Source organism: Streptomyces decoyicus (assembly GCF_019880305.1).
In the GTDB taxonomy this organism is placed as follows: domain Bacteria; phylum Actinomycetota; class Actinomycetes; order Streptomycetales; family Streptomycetaceae; genus Streptomyces; species Streptomyces decoyicus.
The window spans coordinates 5522462-5540222 of sequence record NZ_CP082301.1 but is presented as its reverse complement, the minus strand read 5'-3'; the positions used below and the strand labels follow the sequence as shown (position 1 = coordinate 5540222).

Below are 17761 nucleotides of genomic sequence, written 5' to 3'. Positions count from 1 at the left end.
CTCTCGGCGTCTCGGTGGAACGGGAATCCCGTTCCAGGGTGTTCAAGTACAGCACGGATCCATCGGATCTCGGAAGATTCCGTTGTCTCCGTGCTTCCGAAGGCTATGGGGATGCGCTCCGCGCGCGCAAACTATTTTTCCGACGAGTTTTTCGCGGTGTCCTCGGAGCCGTCTTCCGAGGCCCCCACGAGCTCCTCGCCGGCACAGATTGCCAGCACGTCACTGCCGTAGCGGTCGAACTTCCGCCGCCCCACTCCTGAGATGACCGCAAGCTCCGATTCGGTTCCCGGAACGGCCTCCGCGATCGCCATCAGCGTCTTGTCGGTGAAGACGCAGTAGGCGGGCTGCCTCGAGCGCGCCGCCTGCTCGGCCCGCCACGCGCACAGCCTCTCGTAGAGCGCCTCGTCGAGCTCCGAGGGGCAGTCCTCACACCGCATCAGCTTCATCTCGCCCGCGTCCGTGAGGGTCCTGTTGCAGACCCGGCAGCGGGCCGGGCTGCGGTGCTTGGGACGCCGGGCCACCACCGCCGCCCCGTCGCCCCGCTCGACGCCCCCCGAGACCGCGCCCGGCGTGCGACGGCCGGCCACCGCCCCGGAACCGGGCCGCAGGCCGCTGAGGAAGCGGCTGGCGCGGCGGGAGGCCCGCCCACCGGGAGAGCGCGCCAGCGACCAGGACAGAGCCAGATGCTGCCGGGCGCGGGTGACGCCGACATACAGCAGCCGGCGCTCTTCCTCTATCTGCTCATCGGTCTTGGCGTAGGTGATCGGCATCATGCCCTCGGTGAGACCGACCAGGAAAACGGCGTCCCACTCCAGGCCCTTGGCGGCATGCAGGGACGCGAGCGTCACCCCTTCGACCGTCGGGGCGTGCTGGGCGTTGGCCCGCTCGTCCAACTCGGCGACGAGGTCGGCGAGGGTGGCCGCGGGCCGGGCCTCGGCGAAGTCCTCGGCGAGCCGCACCAGAGCCGCCAGCGACTCCCAGCGGTCGCGTACCGCCCCCGATCCGGCCGGCGGCCGGCTCGTCCAGCCCATGTCGCTGAGCACCGCCCGCACCTCGGACGGCAGGTCCACGGCGTCGTCGAGCAGCGCGTCGTTGGCGCCGAAGCGGGCCGCGCCACGCAGCTTGACGCCGGCCTCGCGCACCTCGGGCCGCTCGAAGAACCGCTCGGCGCCCCGCAGCTGATACGGCACGCCGACGTCGGCCAGCGCCTGCTCGTAGACCTCGGACTGGGCGTTGATACGGAAGAGCACGGCGATCTCGCCGGCGGGCACACCGGAGGCGATCAGGTCACGGATCCGGCGGGCGGTGCCCTCGGCCTCGGCGGGCTCGTCGGCGTACTCCGTGTACACGGGCTCGGGCCCGGCCTCGCGCTGCGAGATCAGCTCCAGCCGCTGCTCGGCCGCGCGCCCCTTGGCCTGGGTGAGCAGGCCGTTGGCGAGGCGCACGACCTGGGGGCTGGAGCGGTAGTCGCGGACGAGCTTGACGACGGTCGCGTTCGGATGGCGGGTGCGGAAGTTGAGGAGGTGGTCGGGGGTGGCGCCGGTGAAGCTGTAGATCGTCTGGCTGGCGTCGCCGACCACACAGAGGGTGTCGCGGTCCCCCAGCCAGAGCTCCAGCAGCCGCTGCTGGAGCGGGCTGACGTCCTGGTACTCGTCGACGACGAAGTGCTGATACTGGGCACGGACCTGCTCGGCGATGTCGTGCCGGTCCTGGAGCACACCCACCGTGAGCAGCAGCACATCCTCGAAGTCGATGCTGCCCCGCTCCCGCTTGAGCTGTTCGTACGTGCGGTAGATCTCCCCGATCTCGGCGGGGTCGCGAGGCGCCTCGCGCCCGGCCTTGACGACCGCGGCCGGATAGTCGGCCGGCACGGTCTGGGTGACCTTGGACCACTCGATCTCGGCCGTGACATCGCGCAGCTCGTTGCGGTCGAACCGGATGCCGCAGCGGGCGGCGGCCTCAGCGACGAGCTGGATCTTGCGCTCCAGCAGCCGCGGGACCTCGCCGCCGACGGCCTTCGGCCAGAAGAACTGGAGCTGCCGCAGCGCCGCGGAGTGGAATGTCCTGGCCTGGACCCCGCCCGCGCCGAGCTGCCGCAGCCGACCGCGCATCTCGCCGGCCGCGCGGGCCGTGAACGTGACCGCGAGCACACTCGCGGGCTGGAGGATCCCCGCCCGTACCCCGTAGGCGATCCGGTGGGTGATCGCACGGGTCTTGCCCGTGCCGGCACCGGCCAGCACGCAGACGGGGCCGTGCAGAGCGGTGGCGACCTCGCGCTGCTCGGGGTCGAGCCCGTCGAGCACCCCGTCGGCCGAGTCCGGCACCGGCGGGAAAAGAGAGGAGTGCGTTGCTGCTGTCACCCCGCCATGCTGCCAGGTCCACAGAGACGCCCGGGACCCCTGTCCACAGCCGCCGCACCCCGGTCGTACGCATCGCGGCCGCTGTGGACAACCGACGATGCGCCGACGCGGCGGATGCTTTGCTGTGTTCCGGCGGTCGAGCGGCGGGAGCCGAGCGGTCGTACGGCGGGCGGGAGAGATGTCGAGGGGGCGGGTGAGACGTCGGGCGGGGCCGTGTGGGGCGGGGCGTGTGGGGCGGGCCGCCTGAGGTGGCGAGCGGCCGGTACGGGGCGGGTCGATCGAGGCGGGGAGCGGGCCGTGTGGGGCGGGATACGGGCCGTGTGAGGGCTGGGAGCGGGCGGGCTCGGTGGAGGCGGCTGTGGGGGGCGGCTTCGGTTGGGGGCTTGGGCCCGGGGGGTTGGGGGGTCGGCTTTGGTCGGAGGGGGTGGGGTGAGGGGGTGGGGCGGGGGTGGGCCCCCGAGGTGGCCGGCGCGCGGGTTGGATGCGGGTCCCGGCGCGGGTCCGGGTTCGAGTCCGGGGCTCGGTTCGCGGCGCCGGGAACGGCTCGCCCGGGGTCCCGGCATGGCTCGCCCGGGGTCCCGGGAATGGCTGGGGCTCGATGTTCGTTGTGGTGCTTGGCCGCGCCGAGTAGGGCGTCGGGTGGTATCGATCAAGACTTAACGAAGGAGCGCGGGACGCATGGCGGGCACTGTGACGATGTACAGCACGACCTGGTGCGGCTACTGCCGTCGGCTGAAGGGTCAGATGGACCGCGAGGGCATCACGTACACCGAGATCAACATCGAGCACGACCCGGAGTCGGCGGCGTTCGTGGAGAAGGCGAACGGCGGCAACCAGACGGTGCCGACCGTGCTGTTCCCCGACGGTTCGACGCTGACCAACCCGTCCCTGGCGCAGGTCAAGCAGAAGGTCGGGGCCTGACGGCTGCTCCGAGGGGCGCTTCGCCTGTGAGGTTCTCCGGAAGGCCTTCGCCTCGGCGGCGACGCGGCTTCCCCGAGGCCTGCGTGGCTCCCCCGACAGCGTCTCCCCCGGCAGCGGTGCCGTTCCGGCAGGAGCGGTGCCGTTCCGCTGAGGGGTTCCGTTCCGCTGAGGGGTTCCGTTCCGCCTGAGGGTTCCTTCCCGCGGGGGCCGTTCCGTCTGAGGGGTTCCGTTCCGCCTGAGGGGCGGTCCCGCGCCGCCTGAGTGCGTACAGGGCGGGCAGAGGGCCGTCGGCCGGATTCATCATGTGGTGGATCCGGCCGGCGGCCCTCTTTGCGTGCGTGAGGGCGTCCGGGCCGCCGTACCGCCGCCCGCCCATCCGCCCGGCACTCACGGCCTGGGCAGCGGCTTGCCGTACCAGAGCTCGATGAGGCGGGCGGCGATGGAGATGCCGTACGGCGGGAGGACCTCGCCGGCTTCGAAGGCGGCGCGCAGGTCCTCGCGGGAGAACCAGCGGGCCTCTTCGATCTCCTCGCCGTCGACCTGGATTTCGGAGGAGGTGGCGCGCGCCATGAAGCCCAGCATCAGACTGGAGGGGAACGGCCAGGGCTGGCTGGCGACGTATTCCACCTCGCCGACGACGACACCGGCCTCCTCGAAGACCTCGCGGACCACCGAATGCTCGATGGACTCGCCCGGCTCGACGAACCCGGCGAGGGTGGAGAAGCGGCCTTCGGGCCAGTGGACCTGGCGGCCCAGAAGCGCGCGGTCCTCCTCGTCGGTGACGAGCATGATCACGGCCGGGTCGGTGCGCGGGTAGTGCTCGGCGCCGCAGGCCGGGCAGCGGCGGATGTGGCCCGCCGCGGCGATGACGGTGCGCTCGCCGCAGCGTGAGCAGAAGCGGTGCAGCCGCTGCCAGTTCTCCAGGGCGACGGCGTGGACGAGCAGTCCCGCGTCGCGCGGGGACAGCAGCAGACCGGCCTCGCGCAGGCCTGCCGGGCGCGCGGACTGGTCCATGCGGCCGGGCAGCGAGTCCTTCTGGAGGGCGAAGTAGCTGACGCCCTCGTCGTCGGTGCCGAGGTAGTAGCGGTGCGCCTCGGTCATGGGCGCCTCGAAGGACGGCGTCATGATCAGCTCGGTGCGGCCGTCAGGGGTGTCGTCGATCAGCGCCTGTCCGCCGGACACCACGAAGACGCGCGTCGTCGGGTGGCTCCAGGCCGCCGCCAGCCAGGCTTCGTCGAGGCGATGATGGGCGGAGCGGTCAATTCCGCTCGGCGCGCTGAAGGTGAGCGGCCGGCCGGCGGTATGGTCGGTCCAGGTGGTCACTGCTGTTTCCAACTCCCCCTATGGCGTGGGTGATTGCTGCGTACGGGCGCGGAGCGGTACGGCGGTGCGGGTCAAGTCGTGCGCCAGGTCTCCGCCAGGTCGCCCCACAGGTGGGCGGCGGTCTCGACGCCCTTCATCAGCAGGTCGAGCTCGACCTTTTCGTTCGGTGCGTGCCAGCCGTCCGACGGGACGGAGATGCCGAGGAAGAGGACCGGGACGCCGAGGACGTCCTGGAGGTCGGCCGCGGGCCCGGAACCGCCCTCGCGGGTGAAGCGGATCTTCTGTTCGAAGGCCCGGCCCATGGCGCGGACGACCGACTGGAGCGCGGGGTGGTCGAGCGGGGTGAGGCAGGGGCGGGTGGCGCCCCAGAAGGTGATCTCGTGGCGGATGCCCGCCGGGAGGCTCGCCGCCACCCAGTCGCGTACGGACTGCTGCACGGCGGCCGCGCTCTGGCCCGCGACCAGCCGGAAGGACAGCTTGAGCTGTGCGGTGGACGGCACGATGGTCTTGCCGCCGGGGCCCTGATAGCCGCCGCCGATGCCGTTGACCTCGGCGGTGGGGCGGGCCCAGATGCGCTCCAGGGTCGTGCTGCCGGCCTCGCCGAGAGGGGCGTGGGAGTGCGCGGTGCGCAGCCACTCCTCCTCGTCGAAGGGCAGCTCGGCGAAGAGTTCCCGCTCTCGGTCGGTGAGCTCGATGACGCCGTCGTAGAACCCGGGGACGGCGACCCGGCGGTCGGCATCGTGCAGCGCGGCGGCCAGCCGGGCGGCCTCGGTGGCGGGGTTGGGGACCGCGCCGCCGAACGAGCCGGAGTGAAGGTCCTGGTCAGGGCCGTAGAGGTCGATCTGGCAGTCCGTCAGGCCGCGCATGCCGGTGCACACCGTGGGGGTGTCCCTGGACCACATGCCGGTGTCGGAGACGATCACCGCGTCACAGGCGAGGCGGTCGGCGTGCTTCTCGATCAGGGCCGGGAAGTTCGGTGAGCCGGACTCCTCCTCGCCCTCGATCAGCAGCTTGAGGTTGACGGCGGGGGCCGTGCGGCCGGTCGCGGCGAGGTGCGCGCGCACGCCCAGGGTGTGGAAGAACACCTGGCCCTTGTCGTCGGCGGCGCCGCGGGCGTAGAGCTTGCCGTCGACGGTCTGCGGCGTGAAGGGGTCGGTGTGCCAGCCGTCCTCACGGGCGGCGGGCTGCACGTCGTGGTGGCCGTAGACGAGCACGGTCGGTGCGGACGGGTCACCGGAGGGCCACTCGGCGAAGACCGCGGGCAGGCCGCCGGTCTCCCAGATCTCGGTGGCCGCAAAGCCGGTGTCGGTGAGCTTCGCGGCGAGCCATTCGGCGCTGCGGCGCACATCGCCGGCGCGCTCCGGGTCGGCGGACACGGAGGGGATGCGCAGCCAGTCGGCGAGGTCCTCGAGGAAGGCTTCGCGATGCAGGGTGATGTACGCGCGGACGGCGCTGTCCGGGGTGTTGCTCATACGGCCGAGCCTATCGGCCTTCCGGTGGGGGCCGGTCGGCGGTCTCGCCGAGGAGGATGCGTTCCAGTCCGGCCCGGCCGGGCAGCCGTGCGGGTCTGACCACCTCGCCGCTACGGACGTAGAGGAAGGCGGCGCCGACGGCGGACGGCGGCAGGCCGTACCGCTCGGCCCAGGCGAGGCGGTAGACGGCCAGCTGGAGGGGATCGGCGCTGTGGGCACGGCCGGTCTTCCAGTCGACGATCTCGAAGCGGTCGCCGTCGGGGCCGGGCTCTTTGTAGACGGCGTCGATCCGGCCGCGGATCATCCGTCCCGCGAGGGTCAGCTGGAAGGGGGCTTCGACCCGGAAGGGTGTGCGGTGGGCGTAGGGGGTACGGGCGAAGGCCTCCTTGAGGGTTTCGAGGTCGTGCTCGTCGACGATCCCGGCTGCGTCGTCCTGTTCGGCGCCGGGCAGCTCGTCGGGGCCGAGCAGCGGCAGTGTGAGCTCTTCGAAGCGGGATTCGACCCAGGCGTGGAAGCGGGTGCCGCGGCGGGCGCCGGGCTGTGGCGGGCGCGGCATGGGGCGGGCGAGTTCGCGGGCGAAGCCGTGGGGATCGGCGGCGAGGCGGAGCAGCTGGGTGGCGCTGAGCGCGGAGGGCAGCGGGACGTCACGGACGGTGGCGCGGGAGCGGCGGAGCTCGGCGGCGAGCGCGTCCAGATCGCGGTCCCAGGAGCCGACGGTGCGGCGCTCCTCGGGGAGGAGGGTGTGGGGGGCGGCATCGCCGGGGTGGGCCGTGTCGCCGCGGTGGCGGGTGCCGGGGCCGGTGGGGGCGGTGAGATCGGGCTCGGTGGAGCGCTGGGCGACGATATGGGCCCGGAGGGGGGCGGGCTCGTCTTCGGAGATGTCGTGCGGTGGGCTGTCGTTCGGCGGGGTTCCGTGGGACGGGGTGTCGTCGTCGGAGGGGCCGGGGCCCGGTACCTCGTGCGGCACGGCGTCGTCGTCGAACGGGTCGGTCACGGGCACGCCATACGGGGCAGCGTCGTCGAACGGGTCGGTCACGGGCACGCCATACGGGGCAGCGTCGTCGAACGGGTCGGTCACGGGCACGCCATACGGGGCAGCGTCGTCGAACGGGTCGGTCACGGGTGCGCCGTACGGGGCGGCGTCCTCGAACGGCGGGGCGTCCTCGAACGGGTCGGCTTCGGCGGCGTCGTAGGGGTCGTACGGGTCGTACGGGTCGGTGGCCCAGGGCTCGTCCGCCGGGGGCGGCGGCCAGTCGGGGTCGTGGACGGACAGGGAGGGCGGGGCGGCGGCGGAGACGGCCGTCCCCTGTCCCGTCCTGCGCTCCAGGTGGGCGCGGACCGTAGCCGCGGCGGTGCGGCGGCGGGCCGTGGCCGTGGGGTCGAGGGGCAGCGGCCAGGCCTGTTCCGTGGCGGACTCGGAGAGGGCCGGGTTCTCCGCACCGTCCTCGGGGGCCTCGGCCCAGTGCTCGATCTCGCCGTGTCCTGCTTCGCAGTGCGCGCGCAGTGCCTCCAGGAAGGCGGACGGGCCGCGCGGTCGTTTCTGCTGGGGGCCCCACCAGTGGCCGGAGCCGAGCAGCAGGGAGCGGGGGCGGGTGAAGGTGACGTAGCCGAGGCGGAGTTCCTCCGTTTCCTGGTGCTGCTTCATCGCCTCCTTGAAGGACTTCAGGCCGCGGGCGGCCCATTCCCCGACGTCGGGGAGGGTGGCGGCGTCGCCGCGCAGGGCGTGCGGGAGGACCTTGGGCCGGCTGGTCCAGGACTCGCGGGCCTGTTCGCTGGGGAACTGCTTGGTGACCAGGCCGGGTACGGCGACGACGTCCCATTCCAGGCCTTTGGACTTGTGGGCGGTCAGCACCTTGACGGTGTTGTCGCCGCCGGGCAGGGAGCTGTCCAGGCCCTTCTCGTACTGGACGGCGGTGCGCAGGAAACCGAGGAAGGCCAGCAGGGTGGCGTCGCCGTCGAGGGATTCGCCGCCCTGTTTGGCGGCGAATCCGGCGGCGATGTCGAGGAAGGTGCCGAGTGTTTCGCGGCGGCGTGCGGCGAGGGCGTGCGGTGAGGCGGACAGTTCGACTTCCAGGCCGGTGGCGGCCAGCACCCGGTGGAGCACGTCCATGAGGGGGTCGCCGAGGGAGCGGCGCAGGTCACGGAGTTCGGTGGCGAGGTAGGCGAAGCGCACCCGCGCCTCGGCGGAGAACGGGAGCCCGTCGTCGGGTCCGTCGGGCTCCAGGAAGGTGTCGAGTGCGTCGGCGAGCGAGATGGTCTCGGCCGGGTCGACGCCTTCGACGGCCTCGGCGAGGCGCTGCCCGGGGTCGTCGGACGGCGCGGCGCGGTGGACGAGGGTGCGGGCGCGGCGGCCGAGGAGCGCGAGGTCGCGGGGGCCGATCCGCCAGCGCGGGCCGATCAGCAGGCGGACCAGGGCGGCGTTGGCCGTGGGGTCCTGGAGCACCTCGCAGACGGCGACGAGGTCGGCGATCTCGGGCAGGTGCAGCAGCCCGGAGAGGCCGACGACCTCCACGGGGATGTCCCGGTCGACCAGTTCGCCCTGGATGCGGGCGAAATCGGCGGCGGTGCGGCACAGTACGGCGATCTCGCCGGGCGGGGTGCCGGTGCGGACGAGGTGGGCGAGGGAGTCGGCGAGCCAGCTGAGCTCTTCGGCGTGGGTGGGCAGCAGGGCGCAGCGGACGATGCCGTCGCGCTCGGCTCCGGGGGCGGGGCGCAGCGCTTCGACGCCCTCGTGCATCCGGCGCAGTGGTGCGGCGAGGCCGTTGGCGAGGTCGAGGAGGCGGCCGCCGCTGCGGCGGTTCTCGCTGAGGGCGTACCGGCGGGCGGGGGTGCCGTCCTGGAAGGGGAAGTGGGCGGGGAAGTCGTCGAGGTTGGCCACGGAGGCGCCGCGCCAGCCGTAGATGGCCTGGCAGGGGTCGCCGACGGCGGTGACGGCATGCCCGGTGCCGGAGCCGAAGAGGCCGGACAGCAGCAGTCGTTGGGCGACGGAGGTGTCCTGGTATTCGTCGAGGAGGACGACGCGGAATTCGTCGCGCAGGATCCGGCCGACTTCGGGGCGGGTGGTGGCGAGGGTCGCGCAGTGGGCGATCTGGTCGCCGAAGTCGAGGAGGTCGCGGCGGCGTTTTTCGGCGCGGTAGGCGGTGACGAGGTCGAGCAGTTCCAGGCGGCCGCGGGCGGTTTCGGGGACCTTGCGCAGGTCGGCGTTGGTGAGTTTCACCCCGTCGAGGGCGGCGAGCAGCTCGGTGTCGTAGGTGCGGAGCGCGGCGGGGTCCACGAGATGCTCGGCGAGCTCGGCGTCGAGGGCGAGGAGGTCCTCCACGAGGGAGGGCAGGGAGGTGGTGAGCGCGGGGTAGGGGCCGGGGGCGGCACGGAGGGTGCGGGCGGCGAGCTGGAAGCGGGTGGCGTCGGCGAGGAGCCGGGCGCTGGGCTCCAGGCCGATGCGCAGGCCGTGGTCCTTGAGGAGCTGGCCGGCGAAGGCGTGGTAGGTGGAGATCCGCGGCTCGCCGGGGGGCTGGTCGGTGGCGGAGCCGGCGGCGTCGAGCGGGAGCGCGTCGGGGTCGGTGACTCCGGCGGCGAGGAGCGCGGACCTGACGCGTTCGGCGAGCTCGCCGGCGGCTTTGTTCGTGAACGTCAGCCCGAGGACCTGTTCGGGGGCGACCTGGCCCGTGCCGACCAGCCACACCACGCGTGCGGCCATCACGGTGGTCTTGCCCGAACCGGCTCCGGCCACGATGACCTGCGGGGCGGGCGGAGCGGTGATGCACTCCGTCTGCTCCGGCGTGAACGGGATGCCGAGGAGCTCCTTGAGCTGCTCGGGGTCGGTGAGGCGAGCTGACACAGCGAAAACCGTAACGGGCGGCACTGACAATCGCGGCCTCCCGCGGCGTCAGCGCAGGTCACGGGGGGGGGGAGGGATCCTGGCGAGATCCACGGCGCGCGGCCCGCGTCCCCTCCTCCCTCCCTCTGCTCCCTCGTGAGGTGCCGCTCGTCCCGCTCCCGCTCACTCCACCACGTGCCGCCCCTCCGGCTGTGCGCTGCACGACGCCCGGAAGGTGCAGTGGGTGCAGTGGGTGCCGGTGGTGGGCGTGAACCGCTCCTCCAGTACGCGGCCCGCGGCGGTGGCGAGCAGTTCACCGACCCACTCTCCCGCTGGCTCGGCCGGAGGGTCCCCCGCCTCCAGCGGCTGCTGCGCCTGTACGGCGGGCAGCGCGTCGCCGCCTTCCTTCTGGGCCGCGCCCAGCCGCAGATGCACCAGTTCCGCGCCGCCGGGTTGCGGTGTGCGGCCGTCGAAGGCCTCGTCCACGGCGCCCTCGCGCACCGCGAGCTGGTAGACGGCGAGCTGGGGGTGGCGGGCGACCTCGGGGCCGGTCGGTTTCTGTTTGCCGGTCTTGAAGTCGACGACGTACGCCCGTCCCTGCGCGTCCCGGGAGACGTGGTCCATGCTGCCCCGGATGCGCACCTCGTAGGCACCGGCCCGGAGGGTGAGGTCGAAGCCGTGCTCGGTGGCGACGGTCTCCCGGCCGCGGGTCTCGCGCTCCATGACGTGCCAGCGCAGGAAGCGCTCCAGGGCGGCGCGCGCGGTCTCCTTTTCCTGGCGTGACTTCCAGGGGGCGTCGAAGGCGAGGGCGTCCCATACGGAGTCCAGCCGCTCCATCAGGACGGACAGATCGGCGGGTGTGCGGCCGGAGGCGACCTCGTCGGCGAGCACATGCACCACGTTGCCGAAGCCCTGGGCGGCGGTGGCGGGGGCGTCCGCCTTGACCTCGCGGCCCAGGAACCACTGGAGCGAGCAGGTGTTGGCGAGCTGGTCGAGGGCGCTGCCGGAGAGGACGACGGGGCGGTCGCGGTCGCGGAGCGGGACGTTGCTGTGGGTGGGTTCGTGCAGGCCCCACCAGTTGTCCGGGTGGGCGGCCGGTACCAGGGGGTGGTGGTCGTCGTCGTGCAGGGCCGCCAGCTTCGCCAGCCGCTGGGCGGCGGCCTCGCGCAGCGCCGGGGTGGCGGCCGGGTCGACGGTGGTGGCGCGCAGTTCGGCGACGAGCGCGGCCACCGAAAGGGGGCGGCGCGGGCGGCCGGTGACGTCCTGGGGGGCGACGCCCAGCTCGGCCAGGAAACGGGACGGCTGGTCCCCGTCGTCGGCCGCGGCCTTCACGGCGGTGACGACCAGGCGTTCGCGGGCGCGGGTGGCGGCCACGTAGAACAACCGGCGTTCCTCGGCGAGCAGTGCGCCCGGGGTGAGCGGCTCGGCCAGGCCGTCGCGGCCGATCCGGTCGGCTTCCAGGAGCGAGCCGCGCCGGCGCAGGTCGGGCCAGAGGCCCTCCTGCACACCGGCGACGACGACGAGCCGCCACTCCAGGCCCTTGGCGCGGTGCGCGGTCATCAGCCGTACGGCGTCGGGGCGCACGGTGCGGCGGGTGAGGGTGTCGGCGGCGATGTCCTGGGCGTCGAGTTCCTCCAGGAAGTTGAGGGCGCCGCGGCCGCCGGTGCGTTCCTCGGCGCGGGCCGCGGTCTCGAACAGGGCGACGACGGCGTCCAGGTCCCGGTCGGCGTTGCGTCCGGCGGCGCCGCCGCGGTGAGCGGCCCGCTCCAGGCGCTGCGGCCAGGGGGTGCCGTCCCACAGCTCCCACAGGGCCTGCTCGGCGGTGCCGCCGCCGGCCAGCAGTTCGCGGGCCTTGCGCAGCAGCAGGCCGAGCCGCTGGGCGCCGCGGGCGTAGGCGGGGTCGTGGGCCACCAGGCGCTGTGGTTCGGCGAGGGCCTGGGCGATCAGCTCGTCGGAGGGCCGTGGCAGTGGCTGCCCGGCGGCCCGTTCCTCCTCGCGCAGGGCGCGCCCCAGCCGGCGCAGGTCGGCGGAGTCCATTCCGCCCAGGGGGGAGGTCAGCAGGTCCAGGGCGGTTTCGGCATCGAGCCAGCGGCGGGCGGTGTCGGCGGGGCCGGCAGCCTCGGATGGGGCGTCGCCGGGATCGGCGTCGGGGGTCCCGTCGGGGTCGGCGTCAACGGCCCGGGGGCCACCGGGGCCGGCCTCACCAGGTTCAGCGGATGCGCCCTCCCCGGATTCGGCACCGACGGTTTCGGCCTCCCCAGAGTCACCACCGGCGGTTTCGCCCTCCCCGGAGTCGCCGCCACCGGATGCGCCCACACCGGCGCCGGCATCACCGGCCTGGGCGTCACCGGCCTGGGCATCGCCCACACCGGCACCGACGGCACCCGCCTCGACGTCACCAAGGTCCGCCTCCCCGGCTTCCTCCCCGGCTTCTTCCCCGGCCCCCTCGCCCTCCCCGCCGAATTCGCCCTCTTCAAACGCGCGCCCACCGGAGTCCACAGCCGCAGCCCCCTGCCCCAGCGCGGCCCGTGCCACCGCCCGGAGCGCCGTCAGCAGGGGCGCGACCGCGGGTTCATGGCGCAGCGGGAGATCGTCGCCGTCGATGTCCAGCGGGACCCCGGCAGAGGTGAGCGCACGGCGTACGCCGGGGAGCGAGCGCCCACCGGCGCGGACGAGGACGGCCATCTCGCGCCAGGGCACGCCGTCTTCCAGGTGCGCGCGGCGCAGGATGTCGGCGATGTTGTCGAGTTCGGCACCGGGTGTCGGGTACGTGTACACCTCGACGCGGCCGCCGTCCCGTACGGGCGCGGGCTCGCGGTGGGCGCGTACCTTCTGGGCCGGGAGGCGGGTGAGCGGCATCCGGCGGGCCAGCAGCCGGGTGGCGGCGAGCAGCTCGGCGCCGGAGCGCCGGGAGGTGCCGAGGACGGCCACCGGGGCGGGGGTGCCGTCGCCGCGCCGGAAGGTCTCGGGGAAGTCGAGGATGCCGTTGACGTCGGCGCCCCGGAAGGCGTAGATCGACTGGTCGGGGTCGCCGAAGGCGACGAGCGTGCGTCCCGGGGAGCCCGGCGCCGCCGTCGCTCCGTGGTTGCCGGCGAGCGCGCGCAGCAGCCGTACCTGGGCGACGTCGGTGTCCTGGTACTCGTCGACGTAGACCGCGTCATAGGCGGCGGCCAGCTGCGCCGCGACGTCCGTGCGCTCGGCGAGCAGCACCGCGCGGTGCACCAGCTCGGCGTAGTCCAGGACGCCCTGGCCGTCCAGGACGTCGAGGTATTCGGCGAGGAAACCGGCCGCGGCGCTCCAGTCGGGGCGTCCGGTGCGCCGGGCGAAGGCGCCGAGGGCGTCCGGGCCCAGGCCCAGTTCGCGGCTGCGGGCGAGCACCGCGCGGACCTCGTCGGCGAAGCCGCGGGTGGTCAGGCAGGCCCGCAGCTCGTCCGGCCAGCTGACCCGGGCCCGCCCGGCGCCGGCCAGCTCCGCCTGTCCTTCGAGGAGCTCACGGACGACGAGGTCCTGCTCGGGTCCGGACAGCAGCCGCACCGGGTCGGCGAAGAGGTCGGCGTCCTGGTGGGCGCGGACCAGGGCGTAGCAGAACGAGTGGAAGGTCGTGGCCTGTGGGATGCCCGCCCGTGGCCCGCCGCTCCCCGTACCGGCAGGCCCGTCGGGCTGGCCCTCCGGATCCGTCAGCCGGGCCGCGAGCCGGTCGCGGAGTTCGACGGCGGCCTTGCGGCTGAAGGTGAGCACCAGGATCCGCTCGGGGTCGGCGCCGGCCCGCACCCGGCGGGCCACCGACTCCACGAGCGTGGTGGTTTTCCCGGTGCCCGGCCCGGCCAGCACCAGCAGCGGCCCGTGCCGGTGGTCAACCACGGCGCGCTGGGCTGCGTCCAAGGCAGGAGGAGCCACCCGCCCCGGCGGGGTACGCACCAGCCGGTACGTGCCGGCGGCACCCCGCGGCGCCGCCCGGTGGGGCTGCGTCTGCGGGCTGGCCGAGAAGGAGGAACTCACGTGGATCGCCGGTCCTGAGGAGGGTGCTCGTCATGGTGCGTAGGTGGTGCCCGACGCTGCGGGCCGGTGCTCCGGCTGCGCGGCGCGCGGCGTGGCCGTCGTCGTGACGGCAGTGCCCGACGCTACGCCAGGTGGCATCCGAGCCGCAGCGCGTCCCACGCCCGTCGCGCGATGACGTCGGCGCTACGTCGCGCGATGCCGTCGGCGCCAGGGGGACACCCCCTACGGAGCCGCGCCGTCGTCCGGGCGCCCGTCCCAGCGGGCCCGCCGCATGTCGAGCCGCGGTATGTGGTCCTCGGCCGCTCGCGAGGCGGTGCGCAGGGGTGTGCCCTCGTCCCGGTAGTGGGCCAGCGCGCGCAGTTCCTGGCCGGGCAGCAGCTGGCCGTCCGCGCGGACCACCCGCCACCAGGGCACGGCGCCGCCGTAGAGCGCCATCACCCGCCCGACCTGGCGCGGTCCGCCGACCCCTCGCCCGCCACCGTCCTGTGCGGGAAGCCCTTCGGGCTGCCCCTCGTCCTCGAGCCACTCCGCGACATCGCCGTACGTCATCACCCGGCCCGCCGGGATCAGCTCCGCCACGGCCAGGACCCGTTCTGCGTATGCGGGGAGTTCGCCCTCCGCCATATCTCCGGTCCCACTCATTCGGTCCATCCTGCCGCACGGCACCGACAATGGGATCGGACACACGGTCCCGCGCCCCCCAGGAGGTCGGCGGCAAGGCGTCGTCAGGCCCGGCGCGGGGAGGATGATCCACTTCCCGCGCCCCCGAAATGCACCCTGATGCCCCCCTCCACCGGTCGGCCGTGCCACCATCTTCCGGACGGTGACTGGTGAGACGAGATCAAGAAGAGACGGCCGAGCAGCAGGGTGCGGCGCCTCCACGGGAGGCGGGCGCCCCTGAGGCGCTGGCCGTCGGCACCACCGGCACCGCGCCCGAACCGACCGCGCCGACCGGGCGGCCGATACGGCAGCAGGCGGCGCACCAGGGGAAGCACCAACGGAGGCCGGATACGGCTTCCGCTACCGAAAAGGCGAGCACGATCGAGAAGGCCGAACGACCCGGGGCGTCCGAGAGGCCGGAAGAGCCCAAGGAGCCCGAGCCACCCGAGCGGCACGAGGAGGAGAGGAACAGCAAGCAGCCCGAGCAGGCGCAGGACGGACCGGCCGCGCGAGACCAGGGCGAGGAGCCGGTGTCCGGCGCGGCCCCGGCCAGGCCCCACACGGGCTCGCACCGTTCCGACCTGGGCTCCGGCGAGTACGGCGAGTTCCACGTCGACCGGGTCTCCGGCGACGAGCCGCTGCTGCCCGCCCGGGTGCACCGGCCCGCCGACCTGCTGCGGCTGCTGCTCGGCATCGCCGGGATCGCCCTCGTCCTCGGGCTCGCCACCTTCGCCCACGGCACCACCCAGGGCCTGGCGCGGGACATCGGCACCGGCGCGAAGGCCGCGCCGCCGCTGCTGATCAACCTGGCGGGGCTGACCTCCAGCGTCGCGGTGCTGATCGTGCCGGTGGCGTTCGCCGTCGAGCGGCTGATCAAGCGGGACGGACTGCGGATCGCGGACGGTGTGCTGGCCGCGGTCCTCGCCCACGGGGTGTCGCTGGCCGCCGACTTGTGGGTGGCCGACGCCGCGCCCGCGTCCATCCGGGCCGCGCTGACCCAGCCCCTCGACAACGGTTCCCTCTCCGCTCCGGTGCACAGTTATCTGGCGCCCGTGATCGCCTATATGACGGCGGTGGGGATGTCCCGGCGGCCCCGCTGGCGGGTCGCGATGTGGTGCGTGCTGCTGCTGGACGCGTTCGCGGTGCTGGTCGGGCGGTACACCACTCCGTTCGCGATCGTCACGACCGTGCTGATCGGCTGGACCGTCGCCTACGGCACCCTCTACGCGGTCGGCTCCCCCAATGTCCGCCCCACCGGCCAGAACCTCCTAGCGGGGCTGCGCCGGGTCGGCTTCCACCCGGTCTCCGCGCTGCGTGCGGAGGACGCGGCCACCACGGACCCGTCCGAGCATCCCGACCGCGGCCGCCGCTACCTCGTCACCCTGGAGGACGGCCCGCCGATCGATGTCACCGTCGTCGACCGCGAGCAGCAGGCGCACGGCTTCTTCTACCGCGTGTGGCGCCGGCTCTCGCTGCGCGGCATCAACCAGCGCCGCAGTCTCCAGTCGCTGCGCCAGGCGCTGGAGCAGGAGGCGCTGCTGGCGTATGCGGCGATCGCGGCCGGTGCCCATGCCCCGAAGCTGATCGCCACCTCCGAGCTCGGCCCGGACGCGGTGATGCTGGTCTACGAGCACATCGGCGGCCGGACCTTCGACTCGCTGGCCGACGAGGAGATCACCGACGCGCTGATGCACAGCGCCTGGCGGCAGGTCGAGGCGCTCCAGTCCCGGCGGATCGCGCACCGGCGGCTGGTCGGGGACGCGCTGCTGATGGATCGTTCCGGCACTATCGTGCTGACCGAGCTGCGCGGCGGCGAGATCGCGGCCGGCGATCTCGTGCTGCGGATGGACATCGCCCAGCTGCTGACCACCTGCGGTCTGCGGGTCGGCGCCGAGCGCGCGGTGGCCGCGGCCGTCGAGGTGCTCGGCCCGGACGCGGTCGCCGACAGCCTGCCGCTGCTCCAGCCGATCGCGCTGAGCCGCACCACCCGCGCGACGCTGCGCCAGCTGGCCCGTGAGCGCTCCAAGCGGGAGCGCGAGGCCGTGCTGGAGGCGTCCCAGGCCGCCAAGGAGGCGCGGGAGGCACGCGAGGCGGGGAGCCCCAAGGACCGCAAGACGCTGCGGGCCGAGCGGCAGGCGGCGAAGAACGCCGAGAAACGCGCCCTGGACGAGGCCTCGGACGAGGCCCGTGAGGAGGACCTGCTCGCGCAGATCCGCAGACAGGTGCTGCTGATCCGTCCGACGGCGGTGATCCAGCCCGCCAAGCTGGAGCGGCTCAGCCCGCGCATCCTGATCAGCTGGATCGCCGGTGCCTTCGCCGTGTATTACCTGCTGTCCACGCTCACCCACTTCAACCTGGGCGATGTGGTCAGCAAGGCCGGCTGGCAATGGGTGCTGGTCGCGATGTTCTTCTCGGCGCTGACGTACATCGCGGCGACGATGAGCCTGCTGGGGTTCGTCACGGAGCGGGTGTCGTTCGTCCGGACGGTCATTGCGCAGATCGCCGGCAACTTCGTGAAGCTGGTGGCGCCCGCCGCGATCGGCGGGGTGGCGCTCAACACCCGTTTCCTCCAGCGCGCCGGGGTCCGCCCCGGCCTGGCGGTGGCGAGTGTCGGCGCGTCCCAGCTGTTCGGTCTGGGCAGTCACATCCTGCTGTTGCTGGTCTTCGGATATCTGACCGGCACCCAGGAGCAGACCCCGACGCTCTCGCCGTCCCGTACGGTCATCGCCGGGCTGCTGACCGTGGCCGTCCTGGTTCTGATCGTCACGGCGGTGCCGGCCCTGCGCAAGTTCGTCTCCCGGCGGGTGCGCTCGCTGTTCGCGGGGGTGGTCCCGCGGATGCTGGACATCCTCCAGCGGCCCGGGAAGCTGGTCACCGGCATCGGCGGGATGCTGCTGCTGACGGCGGCTAACGTGATGTGTCTGGACGCCTCGATCCGGGCGTTCGGCGGCGGCGACACGATCAGCTACGCGAGCATCGCGGTCGCCTTCCTCGCCGGTAACGCGCTGGGCTCGGCCGCGCCGACGCCGGGTGGTGTGGGTGCCGTGGAGAGCGCGCTGATCGGTGCCCTCACCTTCGCCGGACTCGCCGGTGACGTGGCGTTCCCGGCAGTGCTGCTGTTCCGGCTGCTGGTCTTCTGGCTGCCGGTGCTGCCGGGCTGGTTGGCGTTCAACTACCTGACGCGCAAGGGCGGGATCTGAGCGGGACCG

General features: G+C 73.6%; 8 protein-coding genes. 2 read left to right on the top strand and 6 right to left on the bottom strand.

Translation table 11 applies throughout. The features are described 5' to 3' along the window. Positions 1-131 precede the first annotated feature (131 nt). Entirely contained in the window at positions 132-2360 is a 2229-nt protein-coding gene (locus tag K7C20_RS24500) for an ATP-dependent DNA helicase UvrD2 (RefSeq protein WP_053208528.1), read from the bottom strand. 678 nt (positions 2361-3038) lie between these two features. Here K7C20_RS24500 and K7C20_RS24495 point away from each other — a divergent pair. Beyond that, on the top strand, positions 3039-3281 hold the full coding sequence (locus K7C20_RS24495) for a mycoredoxin (protein ID WP_030089449.1): 243 nt from the start codon (positions 3039-3041) through the stop codon (positions 3279-3281). Between the two features lie 387 nt (positions 3282-3668). Here the strand turns inward: K7C20_RS24495 and nudC are convergent, their stop codons facing one another. The 5 genes from nudC to K7C20_RS24470 all read right to left on the bottom strand — a co-directional run bounded on the left by nudC (position 3669) and on the right by K7C20_RS24470 (position 14534). Further along, a complete protein-coding gene (gene nudC, locus K7C20_RS24490) occupies positions 3669-4604 on the bottom strand; it encodes an NAD(+) diphosphatase (protein WP_053208966.1) in 936 nt (311 codons plus the stop codon). Positions 4605-4675: 71 nt separating this feature from the next. Continuing rightward, positions 4676-6076, bottom strand: a complete 1401-nt coding sequence (locus K7C20_RS24485; RefSeq protein WP_030089447.1) for a dipeptidase — start codon at positions 6074-6076, stop codon at positions 4676-4678. A gap of 10 nt (positions 6077-6086) precedes the next feature. Next, on the bottom strand, positions 6087-9914 hold the full coding sequence (locus tag K7C20_RS24480) for a UvrD-helicase domain-containing protein (protein ID WP_222892657.1): 3828 nt from the start codon (positions 9912-9914) through the stop codon (positions 6087-6089). Between the two features lie 162 nt (positions 9915-10076). After that, positions 10077-13892 carry an ATP-dependent helicase gene (locus K7C20_RS24475; protein ID WP_409351320.1) on the bottom strand — a complete coding sequence of 1272 codons (3816 nt, stop codon included), beginning with the start codon at positions 13890-13892 and terminating at the stop codon, positions 10077-10079. A gap of 222 nt (positions 13893-14114) precedes the next feature. After that, the gene (locus K7C20_RS24470) at positions 14115-14534 is read right to left on the bottom strand and encodes an MGMT family protein (RefSeq protein ID WP_030089440.1); all 420 of its coding nucleotides are present in this window, start codon (positions 14532-14534) and stop codon (positions 14115-14117) included. 188 nt (positions 14535-14722) lie between these two features. Between K7C20_RS24470 and K7C20_RS24465 the strand changes: the two genes are divergently transcribed. Beyond that, the gene (locus tag K7C20_RS24465) at positions 14723-17752 is read left to right on the top strand and encodes a lysylphosphatidylglycerol synthase transmembrane domain-containing protein (protein WP_053208693.1); all 3030 of its coding nucleotides are present in this window, start codon (positions 14723-14725) and stop codon (positions 17750-17752) included. The last annotated feature ends 9 nt before the right edge of the window (positions 17753-17761 follow it).